This window comes from Paenibacillus sp. 22594 (assembly GCF_052044425.1).
GTDB lineage: Bacteria > Bacillota > Bacilli > Paenibacillales > Paenibacillaceae > Paenibacillus_AQ.
Genome location: NZ_JBQENA010000006.1, coordinates 136018 through 161982, shown reverse-complemented (window position 1 = coordinate 161982; position 25965 = coordinate 136018). Strand labels below are relative to the sequence as shown.

At 50.8% G+C, this 25965-nt stretch carries 20 protein-coding genes; 2 read left to right on the top strand and 18 right to left on the bottom strand.

Translation table 11 applies throughout. The annotated features are described in order from the left end of the window. Positions 1-10: 10 nt before the first annotated feature. Positions 11-1834: an ABC transporter ATP-binding protein gene (locus tag ACTJKB_RS19940; protein ID WP_440836122.1), complete on the top strand. Its 1824-nt coding sequence runs from the start codon at positions 11-13 to the stop codon at positions 1832-1834. Between the two features lie 95 nt (positions 1835-1929). On the opposite strand, the gene ACTJKB_RS19935 is transcribed toward ACTJKB_RS19940, so the two are convergent. The 12 genes from ACTJKB_RS19935 to ACTJKB_RS19880 form a co-directional block, all read right to left on the bottom strand. Further along, positions 1930-2877: a hypothetical protein gene (locus ACTJKB_RS19935; RefSeq protein ID WP_440836121.1), complete on the bottom strand. Its 948-nt coding sequence runs from the start codon at positions 2875-2877 to the stop codon at positions 1930-1932. 16 nt (positions 2878-2893) lie between these two features. Then, a complete protein-coding gene (locus ACTJKB_RS19930; protein WP_440836120.1) occupies positions 2894-3610 on the bottom strand; it encodes a pseudouridine synthase in 717 nt (238 codons plus the stop codon). A gap of 107 nt (positions 3611-3717) precedes the next feature. Continuing rightward, positions 3718-3900: a DUF3934 family protein gene (locus tag ACTJKB_RS19925; protein ID WP_440836348.1), complete on the bottom strand. Its 183-nt coding sequence runs from the start codon at positions 3898-3900 to the stop codon at positions 3718-3720. Between the two features lie 144 nt (positions 3901-4044). Beyond that, positions 4045-5133, bottom strand: coding sequence for an aspartate-semialdehyde dehydrogenase (gene asd, locus ACTJKB_RS19920; protein WP_440836119.1), 1089 nt, complete (start codon positions 5131-5133; stop codon positions 4045-4047). A gap of 126 nt (positions 5134-5259) precedes the next feature. Next, the gene (locus ACTJKB_RS19915; RefSeq protein WP_440836118.1) at positions 5260-6471 is read right to left on the bottom strand and encodes a VWA domain-containing protein; all 1212 of its coding nucleotides are present in this window, start codon (positions 6469-6471) and stop codon (positions 5260-5262) included. Continuing rightward, the gene (locus ACTJKB_RS19910; RefSeq protein WP_440836117.1) at positions 6472-8817 is read right to left on the bottom strand and encodes a DUF5682 family protein; all 2346 of its coding nucleotides are present in this window, start codon (positions 8815-8817) and stop codon (positions 6472-6474) included. Beyond that, positions 8814-9917: an AAA family ATPase gene (locus tag ACTJKB_RS19905; RefSeq protein ID WP_440836116.1), complete on the bottom strand. Its 1104-nt coding sequence runs from the start codon at positions 9915-9917 to the stop codon at positions 8814-8816. The genes ACTJKB_RS19910 and ACTJKB_RS19905 overlap by 4 nt, the downstream gene beginning before the upstream one ends. A 32-nt stretch (positions 9918-9949) precedes the next feature. Then, the gene (locus ACTJKB_RS19900) at positions 9950-11803 is read right to left on the bottom strand and encodes a HEAT repeat domain-containing protein (protein ID WP_440836115.1); all 1854 of its coding nucleotides are present in this window, start codon (positions 11801-11803) and stop codon (positions 9950-9952) included. A 51-nt stretch (positions 11804-11854) separates the two neighbouring features. Next, positions 11855-13294 carry an SWIM zinc finger family protein gene (locus tag ACTJKB_RS19895; protein ID WP_440836114.1) on the bottom strand — a complete coding sequence of 480 codons (1440 nt, stop codon included), beginning with the start codon at positions 13292-13294 and terminating at the stop codon, positions 11855-11857. 314 nt (positions 13295-13608) lie between these two features. Then, the gene (locus ACTJKB_RS19890; RefSeq protein WP_440836113.1) at positions 13609-14211 is read right to left on the bottom strand and encodes a response regulator; all 603 of its coding nucleotides are present in this window, start codon (positions 14209-14211) and stop codon (positions 13609-13611) included. Then, positions 14208-15353, bottom strand: a complete 1146-nt coding sequence (locus tag ACTJKB_RS19885; protein ID WP_440836347.1) for a sensor histidine kinase — start codon at positions 15351-15353, stop codon at positions 14208-14210. The genes ACTJKB_RS19890 and ACTJKB_RS19885 overlap by 4 nt, the downstream gene beginning before the upstream one ends. A gap of 140 nt (positions 15354-15493) precedes the next feature. Then, entirely contained in the window at positions 15494-16558 is a 1065-nt protein-coding gene (locus ACTJKB_RS19880; RefSeq protein ID WP_440836112.1) for a fatty acid desaturase, read from the bottom strand. A 192-nt stretch (positions 16559-16750) separates the two neighbouring features. On the opposite strand from ACTJKB_RS19880, the gene ACTJKB_RS19875 reads away from it, so the two are divergent. Further along, positions 16751-17791, top strand: coding sequence for a leucine-rich repeat domain-containing protein (locus ACTJKB_RS19875; RefSeq protein WP_440836111.1), 1041 nt, complete (start codon positions 16751-16753; stop codon positions 17789-17791). A gap of 29 nt (positions 17792-17820) precedes the next feature. Here the strand turns inward: ACTJKB_RS19875 and ACTJKB_RS19870 are convergent, their stop codons facing one another. The 6 genes from ACTJKB_RS19870 to ACTJKB_RS19845 form a co-directional block, all read right to left on the bottom strand. Further along, entirely contained in the window at positions 17821-19419 is a 1599-nt protein-coding gene (locus ACTJKB_RS19870) for a response regulator transcription factor (RefSeq protein ID WP_440836110.1), read from the bottom strand. Positions 19420-19436: 17 nt separating this feature from the next. Beyond that, a complete protein-coding gene (locus ACTJKB_RS19865; protein WP_440836346.1) occupies positions 19437-20774 on the bottom strand; it encodes an ABC transporter substrate-binding protein in 1338 nt (445 codons plus the stop codon). 47 nt (positions 20775-20821) lie between these two features. After that, on the bottom strand, positions 20822-22546 hold the full coding sequence (locus tag ACTJKB_RS19860; RefSeq protein ID WP_440836109.1) for a cache domain-containing sensor histidine kinase: 1725 nt from the start codon (positions 22544-22546) through the stop codon (positions 20822-20824). A gap of 65 nt (positions 22547-22611) precedes the next feature. After that, positions 22612-23460, bottom strand: a complete 849-nt coding sequence (locus ACTJKB_RS19855) for a carbohydrate ABC transporter permease (RefSeq protein WP_440836345.1) — start codon at positions 23458-23460, stop codon at positions 22612-22614. An 11-nt stretch (positions 23461-23471) separates the two neighbouring features. Further along, the gene (locus ACTJKB_RS19850; RefSeq protein ID WP_074088651.1) at positions 23472-24425 is read right to left on the bottom strand and encodes a carbohydrate ABC transporter permease; all 954 of its coding nucleotides are present in this window, start codon (positions 24423-24425) and stop codon (positions 23472-23474) included. 96 nt (positions 24426-24521) lie between these two features. After that, a complete protein-coding gene (locus tag ACTJKB_RS19845; RefSeq protein ID WP_440836108.1) occupies positions 24522-25880 on the bottom strand; it encodes an extracellular solute-binding protein in 1359 nt (452 codons plus the stop codon). Positions 25881-25965: the final 85 nt, after the last annotated feature.

Sequence of the window (25965 nt, the reverse complement as noted above, 5' to 3'; positions counted from 1 at the left end):
GAAGCTGGTGATGAGAATGTCCCGAGGTTTTGGACCGGGCGGCCCCCATGGCCGATTGAAATTCGACGACGACGCGCAAAAAGCCAATCTCAGCAAAGCTCTCCTGCTACGCATCGTGAAATTTTTCGTGCCCTACTGGAAACAAACCCTGCTCGTAATGGCGGTGCTGATTGTGACCGCTGTACTTGGACTCCTGCCTCCCCTGTTCATCCAGCAGATTATCGACCAGGCGCTTCCGGATAAAAATTTGCGGCTGCTCGTTCTGCTGGTTCTTGCTTCACTGGGTACAACTGTCGTGTCCGGCCTGCTGGGTGTGCTGCAGAACTATTTGAATTCATTTATCTCGCTGCACATTGTCTACGATATGAAAAATCAAATGTACCGCCATCTGCAAAAAATGCCGCTACAGTTCTACTCCGGGGTACAGCAGGGTGAAGTCATCACACGTATGACCAGCGACATTTCAGGCGTGCAGGGTGTATTCAGCAGTACAGTAGTCAATTTTGCCAGTAATCTGTTCATTCTCGTCTCTACTGCGGTTACGTTGTTCATCATGAACTGGAAGCTGGCGCTGGTCGGCATTCTTGTAATCCCTTTATTTATCTTCCCTACCCGCAAAATGGGCAATATCAGCTGGAAACTGGCCAAGCAGACCCAGGAAAAAATCTCAGATCAAAATCAGATCATCCAGGAGACACTCAGCATCAGCGGATATCCCCTTATGAAACTGTTCACCAAAGAATCGGCAGAGTACTCCAAATTCCAGTCTATTAACTCAGAAGCCACAAGTCTGCAAATCCGGCAATCCATGGCCGGCCGCTGGTTCATGATGGTTCTGTCCACTTTTACCAGTATCGGTCCATTAATGATTTACTTATATGGCGGTTATCTGTTTATTCAGGGAGAGCTGTCCGTTGGGGCAATCGTAGCTTTTGTAGCTTTGCTGGGGAGACTCTATGGACCCGTGATGCAAATGACGAATCTCTATGTAGATATCAAGCGCTCTGCGGCGTTGTTTGAACGGATTTTTGACTATTTTGATATGAAGCCACAGATTGTAGACGAACCGGAGGCCAGGGTCATTACCGCAGCCGGCAAGGATATCGGATTTCACAAAGTATCTTTTGCCTACCAGGCGGATAAAACAGCGCTGCACGGAATTTCGTTCACTGCTGCTGCCGGAACCTTAACTGCACTCGTCGGCCCAAGCGGCGCTGGAAAAACAACCGTCACCAACCTTATTCCGCGTCTCTATGATACGGATTCAGGCTCGATCACAATCGGTGGCAGCAACATCCGCGACTTTACACTGGATTCCCTTCGGTCACAGATTGGCCTGGTGACGCAGGACACCTATCTGTTCAATGGAACGATCCGGGACAACCTGATGTACGCAGAAGACGGGGCCAGCGAAGCAGAAATGATTGCGGCGTGCCAGGCAGCCTATATTCACGATTTTATTCTGAGTCTGCCGGAGGGGTACGACACCGTCGTGGGTAACCGGGGCATTAAGCTGTCCGGAGGCGAAAAGCAGCGGATTTCCATCGCCCGTGTGCTGCTGAAGAATCCGCCGATCATTATTATGGATGAAGCTACCTCCTCCCTTGACACAGCGTCAGAATATTATATCCAGCAAGCCATGCATTCCCTGCTCCAGGGCAAGACCAGCATCGTAATCGCCCATCGGCTCTCTACAATCATGGCTGCGGATCAAATTCTCGTCGTTCAGAGCGGAGCCATCGTGGAGGAAGGAACGCATGAGTCCCTTCTGGAGTATAACGGAGTATACAGAGACTTATACGACAAGCAATTCGAGTCCAAGGTTTTGGCCTAACAGAAAGGAACGCAGGCACATATCTTATATCAAAATAACAAAAATCCGTATGGCACCATGTTATAAAAAGGCGCATACGGATTTTTGTTTTACAATTAATGATGAAGGCTGGTGTGACCCAGCGGTTTGAGCTTATCCATCCATCCCTTGATCGGATCGTAGGTCCCCGCTTCAATCAGCTTGTGGTAGACACTCACAAATCCGCCGTCTCCGGCAGTTTGGCCCGCCCACTTATAATATTCGGGGAACTTTGCCTCTGCTTCGTCCAGCCGGTCCAAGATCAGATAAACATCCATTAACGACTCAAAGGTGCTTTCTTCAGGTTCTGTTTTGTAATGCTGTTCCTCAATAACCAGCTGGTCCTCATAATATTGCTGCGTTCTGGCTCTATTTGGGATATATTGGTTATTCTTGAACTCATAAACAGCGAATAATGCGGGCCCAAGAGGCACCTGACCGGAATATGGACTGGCTAACAACTCCAGCTTACCGTCTTGATCCACATCCTCAAAGGTCAACAGAACATCATCATTCACAGTGACTTGCAGCTCACCTTCTATCTCCTCCAAAACAATAGTTGCCGACTCGGGACGGTTATCTGCCAGGCTAAACAGCAGTGTGGGCCGGCCATTTTGAATAAGCGCCTTCGCCCAAATGCTCTTGGCCTGATCAAATTTGTTCCCGCCTTCAAAGCTTAATCCCTTCTGTTTACTATCAAAAACAATCTCACGGTTCTTCGCGACCTCAAACTGGGTATAATCAAAATCTCCGCTATTCCAGTAATAAACTTCATAGGTCTGTCCGTTCAGGTCAAAAGATTCTTTATGCACAAAACCAGGATATTGATCCTCTATTGATGCAGTCCCAGTGGCTTCTACAGCTGGAGATGCTGAAACAGCGGGTGAAGCAAGCGGTGACGGCGATGCCTGTGTTGCTGACACAGGATTTTCGGTGGGGCTTGTATGCCCCGCATTCCCGTTATCCCCGGATGATGAACAACCGGCCAGGAACATCAACATGATAAAAAAACTCACAAAACGCATGTAAGGTAGTCCTCCTCTATTGTTGTAAAGGGGCCTGAGCATTACTCAGCATTCCGTGGAGCTCCGCCAGTTCATCCTGCTCCAGATGCCTCCACTGCCCTCTCTCCAGCCCGCTCAATGATATATTCATGATCCTGATCCGCTCCAGCCGGAGTACTCTATAACCCAGTTCTTTGCACATACGGCGGATTTGCAGATTCAGTCCTTGGGTGAGTACAATCCGAAATTCAGTTTCGCTGATCCGGCTGGTCTCGCATGGTTTGGTCCGCGTGCCAAGAATCTCCACACCAGCGGCCATGCGTTGAAGAAATTCATCCGTCACAGGTTTGTCAACAGTAACCGTATATTCTTTCTCGTGACCATATTCCGAGCGCATCATCTGGTTCACGATTGCACCGTCATTAGTTAGCAGGATCAGTCCCTCCGACTGTTTATCCAGCCTGCCAATGGCAAATATCCGGGATGGGTATCCTACAAAATCAATGATATTCCCCTCCACCTCGCGCGAGGATGTACAGGTGATGCCGACTGGCTTGTTCAGCGCCAGGTATACTGGCTCTCTATCGACAGCATCTAGGGGCTCTCCGTCGACGGCTACAATGTCTCCCGGCTCAACCTCCGCACCTTTTTCACAGGGACGGCCATTAATCGTAATCCGCCCAGCCGCAATTAATCTGTCCGTTTCTCTACGGGGGTAAATCCCAGTTCCGCTTATGTATTTGTTGATTCTCATGTCCGATTCCGCTCTCCTGAAGGGTAATAAAAAACATCTGATTGGAGTGTATACGCTACAAATTCCAAATCAGATGCTGCATGTTGATCTATGAGCATCCGGCTGTTTTATTTGCCGCTCCTAGTTGGTTTGGTTCCACTGCCCTTGGCTGCTCCCGTGCTTTTGCCGCCAGGTCCCCCAGAGGGTCCGCCTTTTGCCGGCTTCACAGGTTTCGCCGTTTTGTTCCAGCGGGTCCAGCCCTTGCTGCCTGTTCCTCTGCCTGTGCCGCCGCCTTTACTTTTTGCCACAATATCACTCCACCCGGTATTCTGTTTTCGTCTTGCATCCATCTATCTTACCATTACCATGCACAATATGTCAGGTAAATACGCAAACAGCCTGCCGGAACTTATCTGGCAGGCTGTTGCTTACTCAAAATGATATAAGTGTGCGGATTATTTTTTCGGCAGAATGTACCCTTCCGCTTTCAGCAGTTCAGCGATTAATACGGCGCCTCCAGCTGCACCTCTGACCGTATTGTGGGACAGACTGACGAATTTGTAGTCGTAGAGCGAATCCTCGCGGAGCCGGCCGGCTGAGATACCCATACCGTTTTCGATGTCACGGTCCAGCTGCGTCTGCGGACGGTTTTCCTCAGCGAAATAAGTGATGAATTGTTTGGGTGCGCTTGGCAGGCCGAGAGCCTGTGGACGACCTTGAAAGCTGTTCCAGCGTTCAAGAATCTCTTCCTTGGATGGCTTCTGTTCAAAGGAGGCGAACACTGCAGCCATATGGCCATCAGCAACAGGCACACGGATACATTGTGTCGTAATGACAGGCTGCTCGCTTTTCACAATCCCCTCATCGGTCACGTTGCCCCAGATCCGCAGCGGCTCTTGCTCGCTCTTCTCTTCTTCACCGCCGATATATGGAATAACGTTGTCAATCATTTCCGGCCAATCGGTAAAGGTTTTGCCTGCCCCGGAGATCGCCTGATAGGTAGTCACTACCACCTTGGACGGCTTAAAATCATGGAGCGCATGCAGCGTAGGCATGTAGCTCTGGATGGAGCAGTTAGGCTTCACCGCGATGAATCCGGTCTCCGTACCCAGACGTTTGCGCTGCTGGGCAATGACTTCCAGATGTTCAGGGTTGATTTCAGGGATCACCATAGGAACGTCAGGCGTCCAGCGGTGTGCAGAGTTATTGGAGATCACTGGCGTTCCAGTGCGCGCGTAAGCTTCTTCCAGCGCCTTGATCTCTTCTTTCTTCATATCAACGGCGCAGAAAATCAGATCTACATCCGCAGCCACATCCTCCACCTTGGAGGCATCCTGAACCATGATGCTTTTGACAGCCTCAGGCATAGGAGTGGACAGCTTCCATCTGTTCTTGACCGATTCTTCATAAGTTTTACCTGCCGAGTTTGCACTTGCGGCAATAGCCGTTACTTGAAACCAGGGATGATTCTCAAGCAATGCGATAAAACGCTGGCCTACCATTCCAGTACCCCCGACGATACCCGCTCTCAACTTACTTGACATAAGAGTTTCATTTCCTTTCAAGCAGCGCCTTCGATAGGTGCTTTTTAATAACCGATTATAAATGATATATGCAGCTTACACAATATGTGATTGTAAAGAAGAGGCTTTTGGAAAAAATTATTGGTGTTACGAAGCTCCCAGACGTTTCGCCAGCTCGCCAAGATCCTGTCCCTTAAGCGCCCCTTCCACAAGTTGGGGCAGCAGGGCCGGAGTGCAGGCGAAGCAAGGTGTGCCATCGCGCGACAACTGTCCGGCCAACCGCTCATCGTAAGAGGGCTTGCCTTCATCCGACAAGGCTAGCAGGGTCATTGTGCGGACCCCTGACTCGCGCAGCCCGCGCATCCGGCGCACGAGCCCCGCCTGGTTACCGTTCTCGTAGAGATCCGAGACAATAATGAACAGCGTCTTCTTGGGCTCTTCAATGAACTGCTCGCAGTACTTCACCGACTTGTGGATATCCGTGCCTCCGCCTAGCTGAATCCCAAACAGCATATCCACCGGATCATTAGCACAATGCTCGGTCAAGTCCACCACTTCAGTATCGAAAACGACTACCCGGGTGTTCAGCGCAGGAATGCTTGCAAAGATGGACCCGATAACCGAAGCCCAGATGATGGAGCTGGCCATCGAACCGCTCTGGTCAATATCCACAATAACTGTCCATTCCTTACTGCGGCGTGCCCGGTCAAAATAATAAAACCGCTCAGGAATAATAATCCGCCGCTCCTGGTCATAGTGCTTGAGATTCCGCTCAATGGTCCGCTTCCAGTCCAGCCCGCTGAGCGAAGGCAATGGAGAGTGCTGCCGCTTGTTCAGCGCCCCGGTAACGGCGCGGCGGATATCGGTCTCCAGCAGCTTGACCAGATCATCAACCAAAGCCTGGACCAGCATTCTTGCAGTATCTTTCGTCTTTTCAGGAATTTTCCCCTTAAGTGACAAAAGCGTGCCTACCAGCTGAATATCCGGCTTCACCGCAGCCAGTAGCTCCGGCTCAAAAAGCAGCTGCTTCCAGCCCCTGCGCTCCATGGCATCGCTCTGGATGATGGATACGACATCCTCCGGGAAATAGCTGCGCACATCGCCAAGCCATTTCGAGAGATTCAGGGCGGCATGGCCCGTCCCTGCTCCTTTGCCCCTGCCGCTGGGAGCATTGCCGGAGCCGCCTCCACCGTTCGTCTCATCATAGATGGCGGCAAGCGCTGAATCCATGATCAATTCCTCTTCAGTCAGGCTAAGCTGGCCGCCTTCACCATAGCTTGCGAGTGAGGCTTCGGCTTCCTGGCCCAAAATCAGACGCCAACGGGTAACAGTGCTCTCCTGCTTGCTGTCATTCGTCATCTAAAAATCACCGAAGTCAAAATCATTCAAATCGTCAAGCATCTTGGCTTCATCCTCCTTCAGTTCTCCGGTAAGAATCTCTGCCGCCTGCTCTGTATCCACACCCCACAGTTCACCGAGCAGCTCGGAGATCATCGTTTTCTCTCTTGGTGAGAAGGTGCTGAATGCCCGGCGCAGAAACACCAGCGCCCGCTTGAATTCATCATCCTCGAGCGCATTGATATAATCGTTCAGCTGCTCCCAGAGGCTCATTCTGGAGAGCAGTCCATACCGGTTGCGCATCGACAGGCCTTCGAACCAGCCCGCTCCGAGATCGGCCGGGATGCCGGGAGACAACCGGCGTGAGACTTCCGAAGCGACTTCTTCCGCTGAGATCGCTCCACGCTCCATCAGAATGGCACAGGCGAAGCCGGACAGCCTCGGGTTGCGGTTATCCTGCTCGGACAGGTGCAGCAGCTCCTGCAGCCACAGAGGTTCGTCCACCGTCTCGCTGTAGTCCAGCGCTATTCCGTTCAGTTCATTCATGGCCACAATCATCTGCCCGGCGGCCTCATCATTGCAGCCGCTCGCATCCAGCAGGAACAGACAGCCCCTCCGGAATAGTTCTTCCAGCAGTGGTGTAAGCGGTACGGTATTCACCTTGCGAATGTCGCCAAAGCCGATAATCGTTGCCAGCTCGCGAGCAGCGGCGGCAATGCCAACCACATCGCGGCTGTCTACAGCAAGGCTCTGAAGAACCCGGCTGGCTTCTTCCATCTGCGCCGTCAAACCGCATTCACAGGCAATCCGGATGAGCGCTGAAGCTTCAGCGATGGACCGGCAAGCCTGCAGCTTCTCGCGCAGCACATAGGCGGCAGCCACTTCAATGGTCTCCCCAAGGAGGGTCGATTCGACCACCTGTATCTCAACCTCCGGCGTCCACTGGATGATCCAGTATTCTGCCCAGGTTGCCCCATCCTGCCCACTAGGCCTGTTCTTCGCAAAAGAAATCCCGAGCAGCCGAAGTCTATGGAACAAAATAGACCGGCTCAGGTCAAGATAGGCGGCTTCCTCGCTGGTCACTCTGCGGTTCTCCCTGAGGTCCAGCGGCAGTTCGCTGGCAACGGTTGATTTATACTTCTCCAGCTTATAACGCTTAAGCAGCCGGTTTAGATCGTCCTGGATCGGTGTCTGACTGACACCATCAGCCAGTTGCCCGATTGCGGTTCCCACATCCACCCTCGCCAGGGCATCGGCGATGACAGACAGCTCGCCGTGGCCAAGCAGCGTCTGCGCGGCATCCCGCAAATCGCGCAAGGTAGGCGCACTCCCGCTGTGCAGCGCAGCCAGCGACTCGGCCAGTCGCACCGCCTCGATCACCTCGGCCGTGGAGCGGTGTGTCCCGCTGCTGCGCAAATAGCCCGCGAGCGTGGACAAATAGAGATGTGCCAGCTCCTCCGGCCGCCAGGCGTCCATGGTCTCCCACATCATTTCAAAGTAATGAGGCGCTCCGTTCCCCGCCCCGTAGCCCGACATGGTAGAGAGCTTGTAGTACGAATACGGCATCAGCGTCAGCTTGGTGCTGCGTGAAGGCAGCCCAGACAGGTCATTGTCGCTCAGAGCGTCCGACAGATCTGCAAGCGCAGATGCATGGTACGCTCCGCAAATGACCACGATCTTGTCCGGTGCATGCCCCTCAGCGATCTTATCCAGGATCTGCCGCCGCATATAGGCCTCGCGCAGCGCGTTATACGCGTGCTCCTTCGGCTGCTCGAGCTGCTCCCGGCCTTCCGACAGCAAGCGCATCTCGGCAGATAACGAAAGAATCGCAGCACGGTAAGCTCCAGCACTTAAATTGTGCTCGTAATTGCGTTCCCAATACATATCATAGTCATGTTCCCCGGAAAGCCTGGCAATACGGCTGTAGACGGATTCCTGTTCCTTGACCTCTTCAGTTGACGGCTCAACCGCTTCATCCGCTCCAGGCTTCACTTCCTGTACGGAGATACTTTCCCGTCTCATGGCATCCTGAAGGCTTAGAATGACCGAGGAAGGAAGATCAATAAACGCAGCATCTGCCCCGTGATCCCTGGCCCATTTCATCCCCTGATATTCAGGGGAATAGATCGCTAACGGCCACAAGGCTGTACGCACCGGCAACTCCTCCGTGAAAGCTAATATGGCAACAGGAGGCTTCGTTGAGCGATTCGTCAAATGGCGGATTTCATCCGTCGCATCGCTTGGGCCTTCGATCAGCACCGCCGTCGGCTGAAGCTCATTCAGGTATTCCAGCAGATGCTTCGCGCCGCCCGGAGACAGGTGCCGCACTCCGAAAATATGTACCCCGGCTTCAGCAGTCGCTTTCACTCGTTCAACTCCTTACAGGCCTGGTAGAGTCCGCGCCATTCCGCTCCTTTTTTCTTCATCACATTATCCAGATATTCCTTCCAGACCAGCTTGTCCTTGTCATCATCCTTGACAACCGCCCCTTGAAGCCCGGCAGCAAGATCGCGTTCTGTCAGCTCACCATCACCGAAGCTGGCCGCAAGTGCCATACTGTTCGTCAGCAGCGAGATAGCCTCTGCCGTGGAGATCACCCCTGCAGGAGTTTTCACCTTCTCCTTCTTGTCCAGTGTCATGCCGCTGCGAAGTTCACGGAAGATTGTAACGACCTTGAGCAGCGCCTCATCCGCAGGAACGGAAGCCCCAAGATTATAGGATGATGCAATCTCAGCTACCCGCTTCTTCACAATTGACAGCTCGGTTTCGATATCCGTCGGTGCGGGCAGCACAATAATATTGAAGCGCCGCTTGAGCGCAGCCGACATTTCATTGACACCACGGTCTCGGGTATTGGCAGTAGCTATAATGGAAAAGCCCTTGCGTGCCCCTGCTTCCTTGCCAAGCTCCGGTATAGAGATCGTTTTCTCCGAAAGAATGGAGATCAGCGCATCCTGCACCTCCGAAGCGCACCGCGAGATCTCTTCGAACCGGGCAATCCCACCGTCCTCCATAGCCCGCATAATCGGGCTTTTGACCAGCGCTTCAGGAGTAGGGCCGTTAGCCAGAAGCATGGCATAGTTCCATGAATAGCGCACATGCTCTTCACTGGTGCCTGCAGTGCCCTGAACCACCAGTCCCGAATTCCCGTAGATCGCCGCTGCCAGATTCTCCGACAGCCAGGATTTTGCCGTTCCCGGCTCCCCGATCAGCAGCAGTGCCCGGTCAGTGACCAGCGTGGCGACCGCCATCTCGATCAGACGTGTGTTGCCGATATACTTAGGCGTAATGACTGTGCTGCCAGCCTTGCCGCCTGCGATAAAGGTCAGCACCGAACGCGGGGACATCTGCCATCCGGCGGGGATATTTCCATTATCCTCCTTGCGCAGAGCCTCAAGCTCCTCCCGGTATAAAATCTCTGCCGGCAGCCGCATATAATCCTGAAGCTGTTCTTGTTCCGTTGACATGGATATCTCTCCTTTGTATGGACCGCTCTTGATTATTCCCGGCTACGAAGTTGATGAATCACATATTCCAGCTGAGCACGGCTTTCGTAGTACCTCTGATTCGGAAGAAGGGCTTCCAGACGGCTGCTGAAGCTTGCGGGAAAGCGCAGCATTTGCTGGAACTGGGCGTAATCAAATCTGTAGGGGTTATAGTTCTTCTCATTTTCCATTACAGACATCATCAGCTCAAGCAGCTCAGGGTCCTGCATTCCAGAACGTTCAAGACCTGTAAATATATTTGTGAAAAAATCATGATTCCGCTGCCTTTTCTGCTGGCTGTTCTGCTCGCTCAGCTTGTTCAGCAGATAGCGGCGGGATTCTTCATGACCCGGATGTGCAAAAGCGCATACCAGCTCCGGCACGTCCCTGTGAATGAACAAATCCAACCAGCGCAGGTCCCATGCAGCCTGAATTTTTTCTGGAGAGAGCATTCCCAACTCACGGTACTGCCGCTCCCTCTGCGGGTCCCAGACTGCATCATACAATATCTCTTCCGCAGTCATAACCTGCTCTTTGATCGTGTCCATGAGCAGTTTGTTACGCTGTGCAGAGTCCTTGGTGACTACAGCTTTCAGCTTGTTAATCATCGTCCCGCCAAAATGCCTGTAGAGCTCGTCAGGTGTCATCAGCTGCTGGGCTGCCCGGAAGTAGTGCGGAAAATAACGGGAATCCAGTTTTTGCAGCTGCTGCAGCTCGTCAAAGGCTGATTCGGAAGCAGCCCTTTGCTTGTACCAAGCCGCTTCATTGATGATAGTCGTGTAACCCAGGGAAGCAAACCGGGCATATTCCTGGATTACATAGCTGTAGAGCTCATCCAGCTGCGGGTTGCGTTGTCCGGAAAGAACGGTCGCAAACGGACGGATTCTGCTCCACACTTCCTCCGTTTTTTTCTTATCCACATTCTCCTGCGGTGCTTCACGCAGCTCCTGCATATAAAGAACAGACAATCTCTCGGCAAGTGGCGCGGAAGAGGAATATACCACCGCATCGGCCACCAACTCCCGGTCCTTCTTTGCCGCAAAAGCTTCATACAGCCGGTCTTCGCCTTGCGGCGATCCGCCTGTCGCGAGCGCTTTATACGCAGCCTCGCGGATCACTTTTTTCTTATCGGTGCTCCACTCCAGCAGGGCCGGGAGATAAACCTCATGACAGCCAAGGCATTCGATCGCGGCTGCCCGGATATCGTCACTGCCGGTTTCAGCAGCCTGAAAGATCTCTTCAAGCACTTCTGTTCCACCCGCCTTGGCAATGGTCTTCAGCTTGCGGACTTCACTTTTACCGCCTGCAATATTCAGATTTTCGATCAGATAACCAGCGATGGCAGGGCCATAGGAAGGGAGAATCTCCGTCATGCTAAAATCGGCGATCTCCGAATAGGGATCATTTAGAGCCGAAATCGCCAGAGGAAGCAGACGAAGATCCTGAAACATACCCTCCTTAAAAGCCTCAGTCACAATCTCATACCTGCCGCTCCCGGTTGTAGTCAGCGCCTGCCGTACTACCGCGAGTTTCCGGTAAGGGAGTTTGGTATCCAGAGAGAGATTGCGGCTGCGAAGCTCGCCTGGCGTTCCTTCAGGTGTGGTAACCCCTTGGGTGTACAGCACCGATTCCAGCAGCAGCGTCAGCTCCTGCAGCCGGGCTGCGGCAGGCGTTCCTTGTCCGTCGCCCGGTTCCAGAAGGGAGGCGATGCCTTCGCCCAGCCGCTTGAAGACTGCTGCCCTCTCGCCAAGCTGCTGAAACTGCGGAAGCAGCCGTTTCAGGCGGAAATCACCGGCGGCCAGGTCACTGCCGGCTATATATAGTCTTCTGACCTCTTGATGAAGCTCTTGCAATAATGCTGTACTCATGGGCTGTCCCCCTATTGGATATATAAGAACGTATATGATATTTACAGGTAGTTAGTACAAAAGCCGGGTAATCGAACTGCCTTGGATCAGGGTTAGTGGCTGGGCAATCAGACGTCCCTGATCCAGAAGATGCTCGAACATCACCAGAATGCAGCAATCCTTCAGAGCAGTTGCAGGCAAGAACGGAAGCAGCTCAAGCGTGCCCTGAGGCAGCGAAGGAATGTCCTCCAGCACCAGCCCGGCTCCAGATTCATCCGTGATCACGTACTGGCCACCTTCTGTCACACCCACATTGGCTGCATGCAGCAGTACTACGGGCGTTTTGTCGCTTAACGGGTTCTTCAATTGATTTTTGACCTTCTTGAGCGTCTCAGCATAAGAACGGCTAGCATTTGCCGAAACCTTGTCAAAGTCTGCATCACTTATAGCTCTCGGTGTCATTTCTTCATAACGCACCCTGGCATTCATATCTCCTGGGTAGGTGTATAGCAGTGGAATACAAGCAAGCTCAAAAAAGCTGTCTTCTTCCCGCATCAGCTTGGCGGCTTTATATGGCCGGTAATTCACTGTCCGGTGAATCTCGCCGCCAGCCGTCTCCAGCCAGTAGCCGAGATCTACGAACTCCTGCCTGGCAGGATCATCGTAACTGAAGAACGCCAGTTGGAGAAGCTCGACATTCTCCTTCACCAGTCCATACTCCCTCAGCTCCGACAGCTGCCAGGCATGTCCCAGCCATTCATCAATCGTGGATTCATGATCGAGAGCAAGCTCCGGGTCCTCCGCTCTGGCAGTCAGATAGACCCGGCCTTTCTTGATAAAAGCATGAAGCCGCGTTAGCTGCTCCATGGCATATGTATAGCCCTCTTCCCGGTCCTCTGCCTGACCCAACAGCAGAGCAAAGCGGCGCAACTGCGTCTGTGCTCCCGATAAATAGTAGTTGCCGAGCTGTTTAACATGCTCTTGAACGGTTTTGACTGTTTTGCTGTCGATGGTTGATAATCCGCCGCGGATCAGGGACAGCACCAGTTTTTCCAGCAGATCGAGCCCTTCAAGTTGTGCACTTATTTTTTTCTTCAATGCAGACTTATTGACCTTCTTAGGCTTGCTCTCCGTACCCTCGGCTGCCTGTTTGGCCTTGTTTTCTTCACGCTTCTCCACCTTCTCGCGTTTGGAGGCAACATCCTCCGGCACAGGTGCCGGCGTGAATGCCTGTCCTTCCACATAGGCATAGAGAAGACCGAGTGCGTGCTTGCAGGGGAACTGCCGGCTGGGACAGGTACAACGGAACACCGGACTTTCCGGTGTAATAAAATCTACGGAGCACTCGTAAGGGGTTTTACCGCTCCCGGCACATTGTCCAAAGAGCAGTTCTCCGTTCTCTGAGGTGTGCAGCTGTACGAAGCTCTTCTTGCGTACCAGACCCTGGCCATTCTTGATAGCAGCGGCATTGGGGGCGAGCGAATCTACATAGGATGATGTTAGTTCAGGCAAATTAGTTGTCCTCCCGACTGAATTATGTGGCAGATCAGCTGCTGATATAACGTGTAATATGAACACATGTACTTCATTACCCAAATCCAGGGATAAGATCACATGTTTGCATTTATCTTAACAAAAATCTCCACGGGTTCCAATCCGGCACACGGTTTTACCTAAAAAACAGGAACATAGTCTTGTCAATGCAAAAATATTGACAGTAGATTATTTGAAGAAATCAGCGTCAATTTAAAACCTGGACAGTTGGACACGATTATAGACTTACAACATAAAAAAAGAGACTCTATGAGTCCCCGCGTCATTTCTGTTTATTTAAACCAGCCTTTTTCCTTAAATCTGGTGATGGCTTCAATCCGGTTCCCTACGTCCAGCTTGTCAAGAATGACCGATATATAGTTGCGCACCGTTCCGGTTGTGATATAGAGCTGGCTGGCGATCTCTTTCGTATTTTTGCCATCGGCAATGAGTCCAAGCACTTCCTTCTCCCGCTGGGTCAGGGGATTGGCTTCGTTGCTGTAAGCCTCATCCATCAGTTCGGGCGCATAGAGCCGTTTGCCGGCCATCACACTCCGGATAGAGAGTGCTAACTCTTCACTCGGACTGTCTTTCAACAGATAAGCATTTACACCGGCTTTGACGGCCCGTTCGAAATACCCCGCCCGGGCAAAAGTGGTCAAAATCATTATTTTACAGCCGGAATCCTTCAGGACCTCCGCAGCTTCGAGACCGCTCATCGCCGGCATCTCAATATCCATGATGCAAATATTCGGCTTGTGCTGTCGTACCAGCTTGACGGCCTCTTCCCCGTTGCCTGCCCGGCCCACTACCTGCATATCTTCTTCGAGATCTAGCAGGGAAGCGAGTGCACCCAGCAGCATGCGCTGATCCTCAGCGATGACTATTTTGATCATTGTACCTTTACCTCCAGTTCCGGCTGCTTAAAGACGTTCGGCACCTTAATGACAAGCGTCGTTCCTTGATCTTGCAATACATCCATACTACCGTTCACAAATTCAAGCCGCTCTCTCATTCCCTGCAGTCCGTGACCCTTGTCATACAGGTTGATTCCCCGGGTTCCCGTGCCGTTATCCTTTATCATAATCTGCAGGTCGGTCCGTGACGGTTCAATCCGCACCTGGCAGAGTGTGGCTTTACTATGCTTTACCACATTAGTAATGGCTTCCTTGAGACACATGCTCAGCACATTCTCCGTAATCAGGGAGGTATTGGTTAGCTTTGGATTGCCCTCCAGCTGGAATTCTATCTCTGCTGCCCCCAGCAGTTGACGGATACGTACCAGTTCATCCTCCAGGCGGATTCCGCGCATTTGCGTTACCATCTCCCTGACTTCCTTAAGCGCACTTCTGGCGGTCTGTCGGACATCATTTATCTCTAGTACAGCCTGCGCCGGATTTTTGTGAACCAATTTGCCGGCCAGATCGCTTTTGAGGCCGATCAGCGACAGTTTCTGACCCAGTGTATCGTGCAGATCCCGGGCAATCCGCTGCCGCTCCTCTATGATCACCAGCTCAGAAATCCGTTTGTTGGCATCCTCCAGCTGACCCTGCAACTTATCCTGGTTGTTACGGTTGTAGGTTGTCGCGGGCAGCAGCACTACAGCGATCATACTCACCAGAACGAACGGAATCTGTGAGATGAACACAGAATTCCCAGTAATCAGCTCATAGTTGATGGCAACGATGGTGGTCAGCAGGTGAATCGAATACAGAGTGAAAAAACCGGCTCTTTTCTGAATATTCCCGATAAAAAAAGCAATGAACAAAGCAAAGTACATATATCCAAACAGCAGAGTCATTGTGATCGAGACCACGATCTGCACACTGGTCCAGAAATAGACTACCCATCCCTTTGATTTGAACGAGAGGACATAACAGGCAAAAAAGACCAATATCATAACGATTCCATAGACCCACTGGTTCTGATTCACCGATGCGGAGCGGAAGATGAAATAAAACGGGAGAATGTAAAATATGACCCATACATAAGGGCTAAGACCGGTACTTTTGTGGAAAATATGATGCCACTTCTGCATGTCAGCCATCCTTTTTGCCTGCAAGATTGTACCCCCATTTTAGCATAAACACTGCGCTTTCCAACAATATGCGGCAAAAAAAGAGAAAGCGGAGCGGCGGCTTTGATGTTCTCCGGCTTCGTCTTTCTCTACTATATATTCTATTCGCTCTGGAATCCGGGTTTGATGACTTTCAGACCTTCTACTGCCGTCTCCGGCTGTTTCATTCTCGCCTTGATCTCCCTGAAACCTACAAAACCTTTATTCTCTTCATCCCATAAGCGGAAATGCAGCGCCTTCAGGCTGGTTCCAATGGTAATCGTTGTTGCGTGCTGCAGCGGTGTGGATGCATTATGTGCCAGCTCTAGATTATAGTTCGGCACCTTCGGACTCAGATGATGAACATGGTGAAATCCGATATTGCCGGTAATCCATTGCAGCACCTTCGGCAGTTTATAATACGAACTGCCTTCTACCGCGGCTGATACATAACTCCATTCCTCTTCATGCTCAAAGTAGGAATCCTCGAATTGATGCTGCACATAGAACAGCCAAATGCCGAGAAAGCCGGAAACAAATACAATCGGCAGCTGCACCATCAGAAAAGCCTGCCAGCCCATCGCCCAGATGAGCGAAGCATAAAGTGCGGCAATGGAAACGTTGGTCAAATAGGTGTTCATCCGTTCCTTGCGTCTTGCACCTTTAGCATTGAAACGGTATTGAATCAGGAAGACGGCGATCGGTCCGACCACGAACATAATCAGCGGATTGCGGTAGATGCGGTAGTACAGGCGTTTCAATGGCTTCGCAGCAATATATTCCTCTACCGTCATAATCCAGATATCGCCGATTCCCCGCTTGTCGAGATTGCTGCTCCCCGCATGATGGATGGAATGGCTATGCTTCCACTGGCGGTAGGGGACAAGCGTTAATACGCCCGTAATCGTGCCGATGATATCATTGGCTTTGCGGTTTTTGAAGAACGAGCCATGGCAGCAGTCATGGAAAATAATAAAGGTGCGGATCACAAACCCGGCTGCCGGGACCGCGAATACAAGCGTAAGCCAGTAGGATACGGACAGACTGAAATAGGCAGCCATCCATAAAAGCACAAGCGGAACGAGGGTATTGATCAATTGTCTGATACTCGCACTCTGATTTGTTTTTTCAAAGGGGGCCATACTTTTTTTCAGGCTGGAGAGCTGGGATGTCTGGTTTGTAGTCATCTAGTTCGTTTCCTCCTCGGATGTTTCAGTTAACGGATACATTCATCTATCTTCATTATAGAGTAGTATGTGTCATCCCAGAAAGGCATAAACATCAATGACGCTGTATGACAAATGTCATACCCACATTCCGATTAGTGGTATCATTGGAATAGAAATATCATTACTTTGAATCAGAATGGAGATTTAAGGATGCGACTGTATACAGACCCTAGAGACAAAGCGTATGAGCAGGTAATCGATTTGGCAATTCGGAACTCGAAATGGTTTGTGCTTGGGGAGAAGATTGCGGCGGATGTAGTACATGGCCGTTACAGAGGAGTATTGGAAGCACTGAAACCTTATCTGGTGAAGACAATCGTAATCCAAGGTAATAATATGGATGATGTTATACAAATGGGAAAGTCCTATCGCAGTCGTGCCTTTTATTCTGCGGGAACCTACTATTTTTATAGATGCTGCGAAGAAAGCGGAGACCTGCTGAAGCAAATGGCAAACCGCTTGTCGGACTGGATCTATCCTAGCCTGCCGGAAGACCTGTGTTTCCTGAAAGAAGGCGGCGGAGACTATCTGTATTCAGTTGTGCATGAACATATGTATGGTATGGACGTAACGGAGGATGAAGCCATCGGACTGATGGATCGGATTACTGGGCTTTTTTTGGAATTACAATCTCACCGGGACCTGGATCATCTGCTAGATGACGCCATTAAACATAAAACCGACTGGCTGTACATCAGTGGACATAGACTGACAGAGCTGCCTGAACGAATCCGGGAGCTGACAGAACTGCGTGATCTGAAAATTTTTGAACAGGACCTTTATCGTCTACCCGAAGGGCTGTTCGAATTAAGCAAGCTGGAACGCTTGAAAATCATGACGGCTGATTTAGAGAGTATTCCCGCGTCAATAGCTAGGCTGAAGAACCTGAGAGAGCTATACATCTATTGTGCAAGCTCGGATCGGCCGACTCCCGGGTATCAGGCCAAGCCGAAGGAAGAGATCAGCTTAAACCGTATCCCGCCGGAAATTGGAGAGCTGGAGCACCTGGAGCAGCTTATCATTCAATATACCTCGATCCATGAGCTGCCGCCCCAGTTAGTGAAGCTGAAGTACCTGCAAAGCTTGAACTTAGGAATGTGTATGATCCATCGAAAACCTGATTTTCTCAATGGTATGAAGCAATTGAAATACATTAATATATCACGGGATTCGTTATGGGGAAATGATTGAATCAAGAGCGCAAACTTCAATGACAACTTCTAATTCGCCTGCCGGGAATTCGCCTCACGGTATTCCGTTGGGGTATTGCCGGTGGCTTTTTTGAATACTTGGGTAAAGTAGCGCGGGTCCTGATAGCCGACAAGCGGCGCGACCTGATAGACCTTCACGTTGCTGTTCTGCAAAATATATTTGGCCTTCTCCATCCGGCAATGGGTTACGAACTCCAGGAAGGTATAGCCGGAGATTTGTTTGAACAGTGTGCAAAAGTGGCTGATGCTCAGATCCGCAACCTCCGCAACCTCTTCTATGCTGAGATCCTTGTGATAGTTAGCCTCAATATACCGTTTGGACTTCTCCACTATACTCCGGCCATCCTCACGGGAGGCCGATTTATGGCTCTCCAGCATCCACTCGCGGAATTCCATTTTGAGTGCAGCAATCATCGCCGACAGCGTGCCAAGACCGTGCAGTCTGCTGAGCAAACCTTCTAATGACCAGTCTGTATGCATATTCAGATGTTCAAATTGCCGGTACAGCACCACAATCATCTCAATGATCAGTCTCTCTGCAAGCTCCTGCGGCAATCCCTGCGCTTCAATAAAATCAGCCATTTCATCGAATAAGGATAGCATCCGCTCAAGATCCAGGGTCCGGATACTCTCAATCAGGGCAAGCTCCAGCTCCTTCGGATATTTCACTTCCCGGCTCCCGCCAGGCAAGGTCTCCTCATCGAGGAACACACCTGCCTGACCCGAATAAAACCGCTGGTACAGTGCTTTGCAGGCCAGGGGGTACACAGTGCTCAATTGATTAATCCCCTGTGTGGTACGGCTGATGCCTACAGAACATTCCAGCTTGGAATATCTTTTAATCCCGGCGGTCAGCTGCTCGCCAAGTTCTTTTCTGCCTGCACTAAGATTTCCGGGAAAGAGTAGAATCCATTCTCCGTTATAGAACGGGAACACGGACAGCACTCCATTTTCCAGCGACCACTCTTCCAGAATGTTCCGCACCGCGAACAGCCAGAGGCGCTTCTCCTCCACACTCCATTGGGCGGTCAGAGAAGCATAATGATCAAGCCGGACCACCGCCATGAAATATTCACACTCCAGCTCGCTGTTCTCCAGCCATTTGAGATGCTGAAGCGGACGCGGATGACCGAGCGTGAATTCAGCGAACATCCGCTCACGGGCCAGCATGGATAAGGTCTGCACTGAAAGCAGCAGTTGTTCATTTTCCTTCTGGTGGTCGAGTCTTGCTCTGGCCCGGGTGAGCATCTCGGTCAATTCTTCGTGATCAATCGGTTTCAGCAAATAATCAAATGCCCCCTGCCGCAGCGCCTCCCGGGCATATTCAAATTCCCCATAACCACTTATGAAGATAAAGATCAGCTTACTGCTGCGCGGCAGCACCTCCTTCATCAGCGCAATGCCATCAAGGACCGGCATGCGGATATCGCTGATGATGATGTTAGGTTCTGTCTCCTCAATCAATCGCAACGCCACTTCTCCATTCCTTGCTTCTCCCACAATCGTAAGGCCCAGTTCCTCCCAAGGGATGGCCACCTTCAAGCTTCGCAGAATGATCGGTTCATCATCCACCAGCAGCACTTTATAATTCACCTGTGTTGCACCCATCTCATGACCCCCCAGGCTTATTGTATGGCCGAGCTCCGAATCAATTTCCAGTACTGCTCCGATGAGGCCTGCAGCTGCTTCAATGCCGCATCGCCCTGCAAGCCGCCATCAATCATCTCTTCTATGATACTCAGGAATGTTTTCTTGACCTCCGGTGACAGCAGATTATCGTAGGGCACGAAACTCTGCTGATTGTTCTCCATCATCTCCATGACCTGGGCAAATACCGGCCCTGTCTTATTCGGATCAATGGTAATCCGCATGGACGGAATTCTTAAGCCTTCGTACACGATCCGTCTCTGTATCTCTTGGGTATAAAATCCTTTCATCAGCGCAAGTGCCGCTTCCCGTTTGGTTCCAGTCAAGCTGGAGGACAATCCGATTCCGATGGTATACCCGCCTGCGATAGAGGCTTCCTCACCGCTGTTCAAAGCCGGGAATGGAATAACCCCTACCTCGTTCTGGAAATCCGCAGGTGCTTTCTCCCCTGAGAACAGGTTAATATCCCAGTTGCCGTTCAAATACATGGCAGCCTGCCCGCTTGTGAACAGCCCGACTGCATTTTCCGGGGAGGTATCATTGGAATGCGGGCTAAATGCCTCCTCACCGATCCATTGGCCAAGATGCCGGAACGCCTGCTTATAATAGCTGTTCTCAAAGCTGGCTCCATCCTTGCCGGTGACCAGCTTCTGGATTAGATCCGGACCGGCGAAGCGGTCCATTAAATAATGGGCAAATATCCCGGCGGGCCAGCGGTCTTCATTGCCGAGCGCAAAGGGAATGTAGCCCGCCTGCTTCAATTGGAGGATTACTTCATCCAGTTCAGCCAGCGTCTCTGGAACCTTAATGCCCAGCTTGTTGAAGATCGTCCGGTTATAATACAGTGGCTCTGCATTGCCTTCAATCGGCAGTCCGTAGATATGATTATTATTGAACGTCCACAGGTGAAGATCCTTGAACTGATCCTTCAAGCCATTCATCTGGGCGAAATCCGTCAAATCCATCAAGCGGTTGGAACGGACATAAGGCTCGATCTCGGCCCCTCCGAATAACACGAACATATCCGGGGGGGTGCCGGTAACCATTTCGCTCTTCAGCTTCTGCTCGCGGTGGATGGTCTGGTCCAGTCCTTCGAAATTCACTTTGACATTGGGATGCTCCTGCTGATACTCCTCTACCACCTCTTCGAAAATAGCCAGTAATGGCCGGTCATGCTCCTTAATCCAGAAATGGCGGAAGGTGAGGGTGATTTTCTCCTGGGCATTGTCCTCAATCGGTTCCCTTCTGCCTTGCATAATAAAGAGAACCGCTCCCGACATCAGGCCAATATAGAGAATAATCCAGCCCCGTTTCATCAACCATCTTTGGACAATCTGCTTTCTAGTCACTCCATCCGCTCCCGTCATGGCTGAATTCTCGGAATACGGATACAAATTATTGACCCGAAACCAGGGGAGGAACAGACTACAATGCCGTAAGGATTGCCGAACCGGATCTTCAGGCGTTCATGCACATTTTTTAGTCCAACCCCACTGTCGCTGTATTTTTTCGGATTCATGCGTTCCTTGTTCCACAGACTCATCAGCGTGGCAAGATCAAAGCCCGGGCCGTTGTCCTTGACAATAATAATCAGATCCTTTCCCATCTCCTCCGCAGAGATTGTAATCACTCCATGCTCCTCCATTTGTTCAATGGCATGGTACAGAGCATTTTCGACAATCGGCTGGACAATAAGCTTCTGGGTCATCAGGTATTTCAGAGAATCCGGCAGCTCCAGCGCATAAGAGAATTTGTCTTCAAAACGGAATTTCTGAATATCCAGATAATGGCGGACATGCTCAAATTCCATATGCAGCGGAATCAGTTCCTGATTCTGGCTGATGCTGATCCGCAGCAGCTTGCCGAGAGAGACGACCATTTTGCTAATATCCCGGTTTCCTGCCAGTACAGCCATGGAGTTGATCGATTCCAGTGAATTATAGATAAAATGCGGGTTAATCTGCGCCATCAACGCCTGCATTTCTGCTTCCTTCTTACGGCCCTGCTCTGTCTGCACCTGCTCAATCAGTTCCACGATCTGTGCGCTCATCCGGTTGAAGCCGTCAATCAGTGAATCGCTTTCATCATCGGCCCGGGGAGGTATGGTTATGGGTGTAAAAATACCCTGCTTTACCCGTTTCATGCCGTTCACTGCACTGTTGATGCTGCGCACAAGCCGGCGGACAAAATAATGGTCAAACAAAAACGCGGATATTAATGAAACCGCACCTAGTATGAGCGCAATATTGCGGATCGACACGGACTCTGAAGAAATCAGATTCATCGGTGTAATCGCTGCCAAATACCAGTCTGCATTATGTGAAGGCAGGAAAGTAATCAGTGATTTCTCCCCTTGATAATTGTCGATGTAATAGTCCTCATCCTGGGAATAGTTGTCCTGTAAAAAAGGAAAATCCGTGCGTTGCCCGATATGCTCTCCGGATTTGGTAAAGACGGTGTTCCCCTGCTTGTTCACCAGCAGAATATCTCCTTTTTTCAGTGTGGCAGCTTCCCAGAAAATCTGATCCAGCAAATCCGGTTTCACATACACCACCAGATAGCCGATATCCTCCAGGGAATAATAATCCTTAATAATTCTGGCCTGCACCAGCACAGGGTTACCCGAAGATTCTGAGCCGTTCTCCCCTGGACCTGACCAGACGGGGCGCCCCTCCGCGCTCTCCATTGCCCCATACCAGACCTGTTTCCGCATGTCAGCAAAGGACATTGGTGCGTTATATTGATACAATAAACGGTCCTTGCCATACAAACTAAAGGAAGTAATCATCGGATGGTTGATCAGCAGATTGTTAATCTCCTGCTTACGGTCATATGTCAGCACAAAATCCGGCTGCTTCAGTGACTGCTGAATCGCCGGCTGCGTAATGGCCGAATTGGTTATGGATGAAATTTCACTGAGTGCGAATTTCAGTTTGCGGTCCGTCTCCAGAAGTGAGATCCAGTAGAAATTGCTGGATTTCTTCTCCATGGCATTGGAAAAATTAACGTAGGTCACACTTCCCATCACAATGACGGGGATGAACACGAGAAGAATAATAGCGAACAATATTTTGCGGCGGAGCTTCATAAATCATTCCCTTCCTCCTGCTGTCCTATGTCCTTATTATTCTTCACGGCAATCCTTATTTCCTGTTAACTCTTGATTGCACCCGACGTCAGTCCGGCAATGACCCAGCGGCTAAAGAGCAGGAACACAACCAGCAGCGGCAGCGTTGCGGTGAAGGTGGCGGACATAATCATTCCATAATCCAGACCGTCACGTGTGGTAAACAGCTGCTGGAGGGCAATCTGAATGGTATAATGCTCTTTATTCTTCAGAACGACGAGAGGCCAGAAGAAATCATTCCACACGGTCATGAAGTTCAGAATGCCAAGTGTAGCCATTGCCGGAGTAATGACCGGAATCGCAATGTTCCAAAAGATGCGGAAATGCCCCCCGCCATCAATGCGGCCGGCTTCAATCAGCTCCGTATGTACGGCTGTAGAAATGTATTGACGCATCCAGAAGATCCCGAAGGCATTAACCATCGCCGGCACAATCAGCGCTTTGAAGCTGTCGATCCAGTGGAGCTTTGCCATAATAACATAGGTTGGCAGTACACCCAACTGCTGCGGCACAAACAGGGTGGCAATGACAAAGTAGAACAGTACATTTTTGAACGGAAATTCATATTTGGCAAATGCATAGCCGGCCAGTGTGCAGAAGAACACGACCGAGATCGTCACCATCGACGAAACAAACAGAGAGTTCCCCAGCGCCTGGAAGAAATCCGCTTTATCCAGTACACGCTTGAAGTTGTCGACGAACTGATCTCCGATAGTCAGCAGCGGCGGCACATGAAAGACAGCACCTTTGTCATTGGTACCCACCACAAACATCCAGTAAAACGGAAAGATGGATACCAGCGCCCCGAGAATCAACAAAACATAGAACCAGAATTTGCCGAAAAGGCCGAGATCATCCGGATTTTTTTTGAACATACGCAGTGTACTCACGCTTTTTTCCCTCCTGTATCTCCACCCATGCGGCTTGAGACCAGCATATTAAGCAAGGAGAAAATAATCGTGACGAGGAACAGCAGAACTGCCGTAGCCGCCGCCGTACCAAAGAATCCATTACGGAAGGCTTCACTATACAGATAGGTTACCATCGTAATCCCTTCCTGCCGTGTCGAGCCGGTTCCGGATTGGCCCAGGAATACATATGGCTCCGTGAACAGCTGCAGGGCGCCAATCGTTGATAGAAGGGTAACAAAAATAATGAACGGACGCAGCAGCGGCAGTGTAATGAACGTAAGCTGCTGTCTTCTGCTCGCTCCATCAATACGGGCCGCTTCATACAGATCCATCGGAATACTCTGTAGACCGGAGAGGAAGATAATCGCGTTGTAGCCCGTCCAGCGCCACATGACCATCGACGAAATGGCAATTTTAACGCCCCACCACCCGGAGTTGAAGGCTACGCTGTCTAGGCCCAGTCCATTCAGCATCCAGTTGATCATCCCGTTATTGCCGAACAGCGTGCTGAATACCAGCGTAACGGCAACGATAGAAGTGATGTTCGGCATAAAATAGAGAATACGGAATGTTTTTTTGAACCGGGTCATCCCGGAATGCAGGAGTACCGCCAGCAGCAGCGCCAGAATAATCTGCGGCACCGTTCCCATGAGGCCCATAATGAGCGTGTTGGTGAAAGAGATCCAGAAGGTGGGGTCGCTCGTCACCAGATCATAGTTTTTCATGCCGACATACTTCATGGGACCCAGTGCATCCCACTTGAAAAAGGATAAATAAATCGTGAAAAAGATTGGGTACAGTCCAAATATCGAGAACAGAATAAAGAAAGGAGAAATAAAGGTATATGCAGTAATGCGGCTCCGTCTTTGTTCAGTTAAAAAAGGTCGTTTGCTCTCGGCATGTGGACTCGCGAGTACGGGCTCAGCCATGTCACACCTCCAGGGAATATAACGTTTTTAAATCCGGATTCAAGGAGGATACTACCCCCATGAATCCGGACGGTCATGACAACTTCATTGAAAGACTTAGCCGCGTTCTGCCAGAGTCTTCGCCTGTTTCACAGCTTCATCCCACTCTTTGGCCGGATCAGCTTTCTTCTCCAGCACGTTTTTCAGGGCGTTCTTGAAGAACGTATCGGTCTGGTCATGCAGAGGACCGTAGTAGACAGGTTTTACACGGTTTGCTGATTTACCGAATTCAACCGCAGTCTGCTGGCCGCCGAAGAAATCATCCTTGAAGTCCTTAAATGCAGGATCTTCATACAGTGCAGGAATGGAAGGCATCAGACCCTTAGTCTTGAACGATTCGAGCTGGTTGTCTTTATTGACAAGCCATTGGATGAAGTCATAAGCTTCCTTAGGATGCTTGCCTTCCTTTGGCAGGGTGATGAACGATCCGCCCCAGTTGCCGGCACCTTCAGGAAGCTGGGCGATTTTCCATTTTCCGGAAGAGTCCGGTGCGTTGCTCTTAATGTTGCCGGCCATCCATGCAGGTCCCATAACCACTGCAAAGGAACCGTCACTCATACCTTGACCCCACTCAGGGGACCACAGCATTACATTGCTGATCCAGCCTTCCTGAATGCCCTTAACCGTGAAATCATAAGCTTTCTTCACCTGCGGATTCGTGTCACCGATGAATTTGCCGTCAGCTTTGCTGAAGTAAATTTCGTCAGCGGACTGGTCGCGCAGAGCGTTATAAGTCAGATCCGTCAGATCCACAAACGGCTTGCCGGTTTTGTCTTTGAACGCTTTAGCAACCGTAGCGAATTTATCCCAGGTATCAATAGCAGCGCCGAAGCCGTCAGGATCATCCGGTAATCCGGCATCCTTAGCCAAGTCCGTGCGGTAGTATACAACGGTAGGTCCGATATCTGTTGGAAGACCCAGTTGGAAGCTGCCATCCACAGAAGAGGCTTGTTTCCATTTCCAGTCCAGATAATTGGCTTGAATATCCTTCGCGCCATAATCGTTCAGGTTGTAGAATTTATCCTGAGCTCCCAGGAAACGTTCCATGAAACCGATTTCGAGTTGGAAAATATCCGGTGCTCCCGAACCCGCGGACAATGCTGTCGTCAGGTTATTGTGGTGAGCGGTCTGGTCACCGGTGTTTTGAACCTTAATGGTAATGTTCGGATGATCCTTAGTGTATTGGTTCGCCAACTCTTCATAGTTGACATTGCCAAGCGTCCAGAAGGAGAGCTCAATCTTTTCAGCAGGATCTGCAGCCTTTTCGGTTGCCGGAGCATTTGTACTTGCTGCGTTGTTACCCGCATTTTCTTTTTTAGTGTCATTCCCGGCGTTGTTGTTCCCTCCGCATCCTGCCAGTGAACCTACGAGCAGAACGGCGGCAAGTGACACTGCCAGGTGCTTTGCTTTTCTCATTCCTCTGTACCCCTTTCAAAGGTTTCTCTTACAATATTTAGTGTACAGTAGGCAATCCGATTTTTTGAGGAGGCAAACTTCTGAT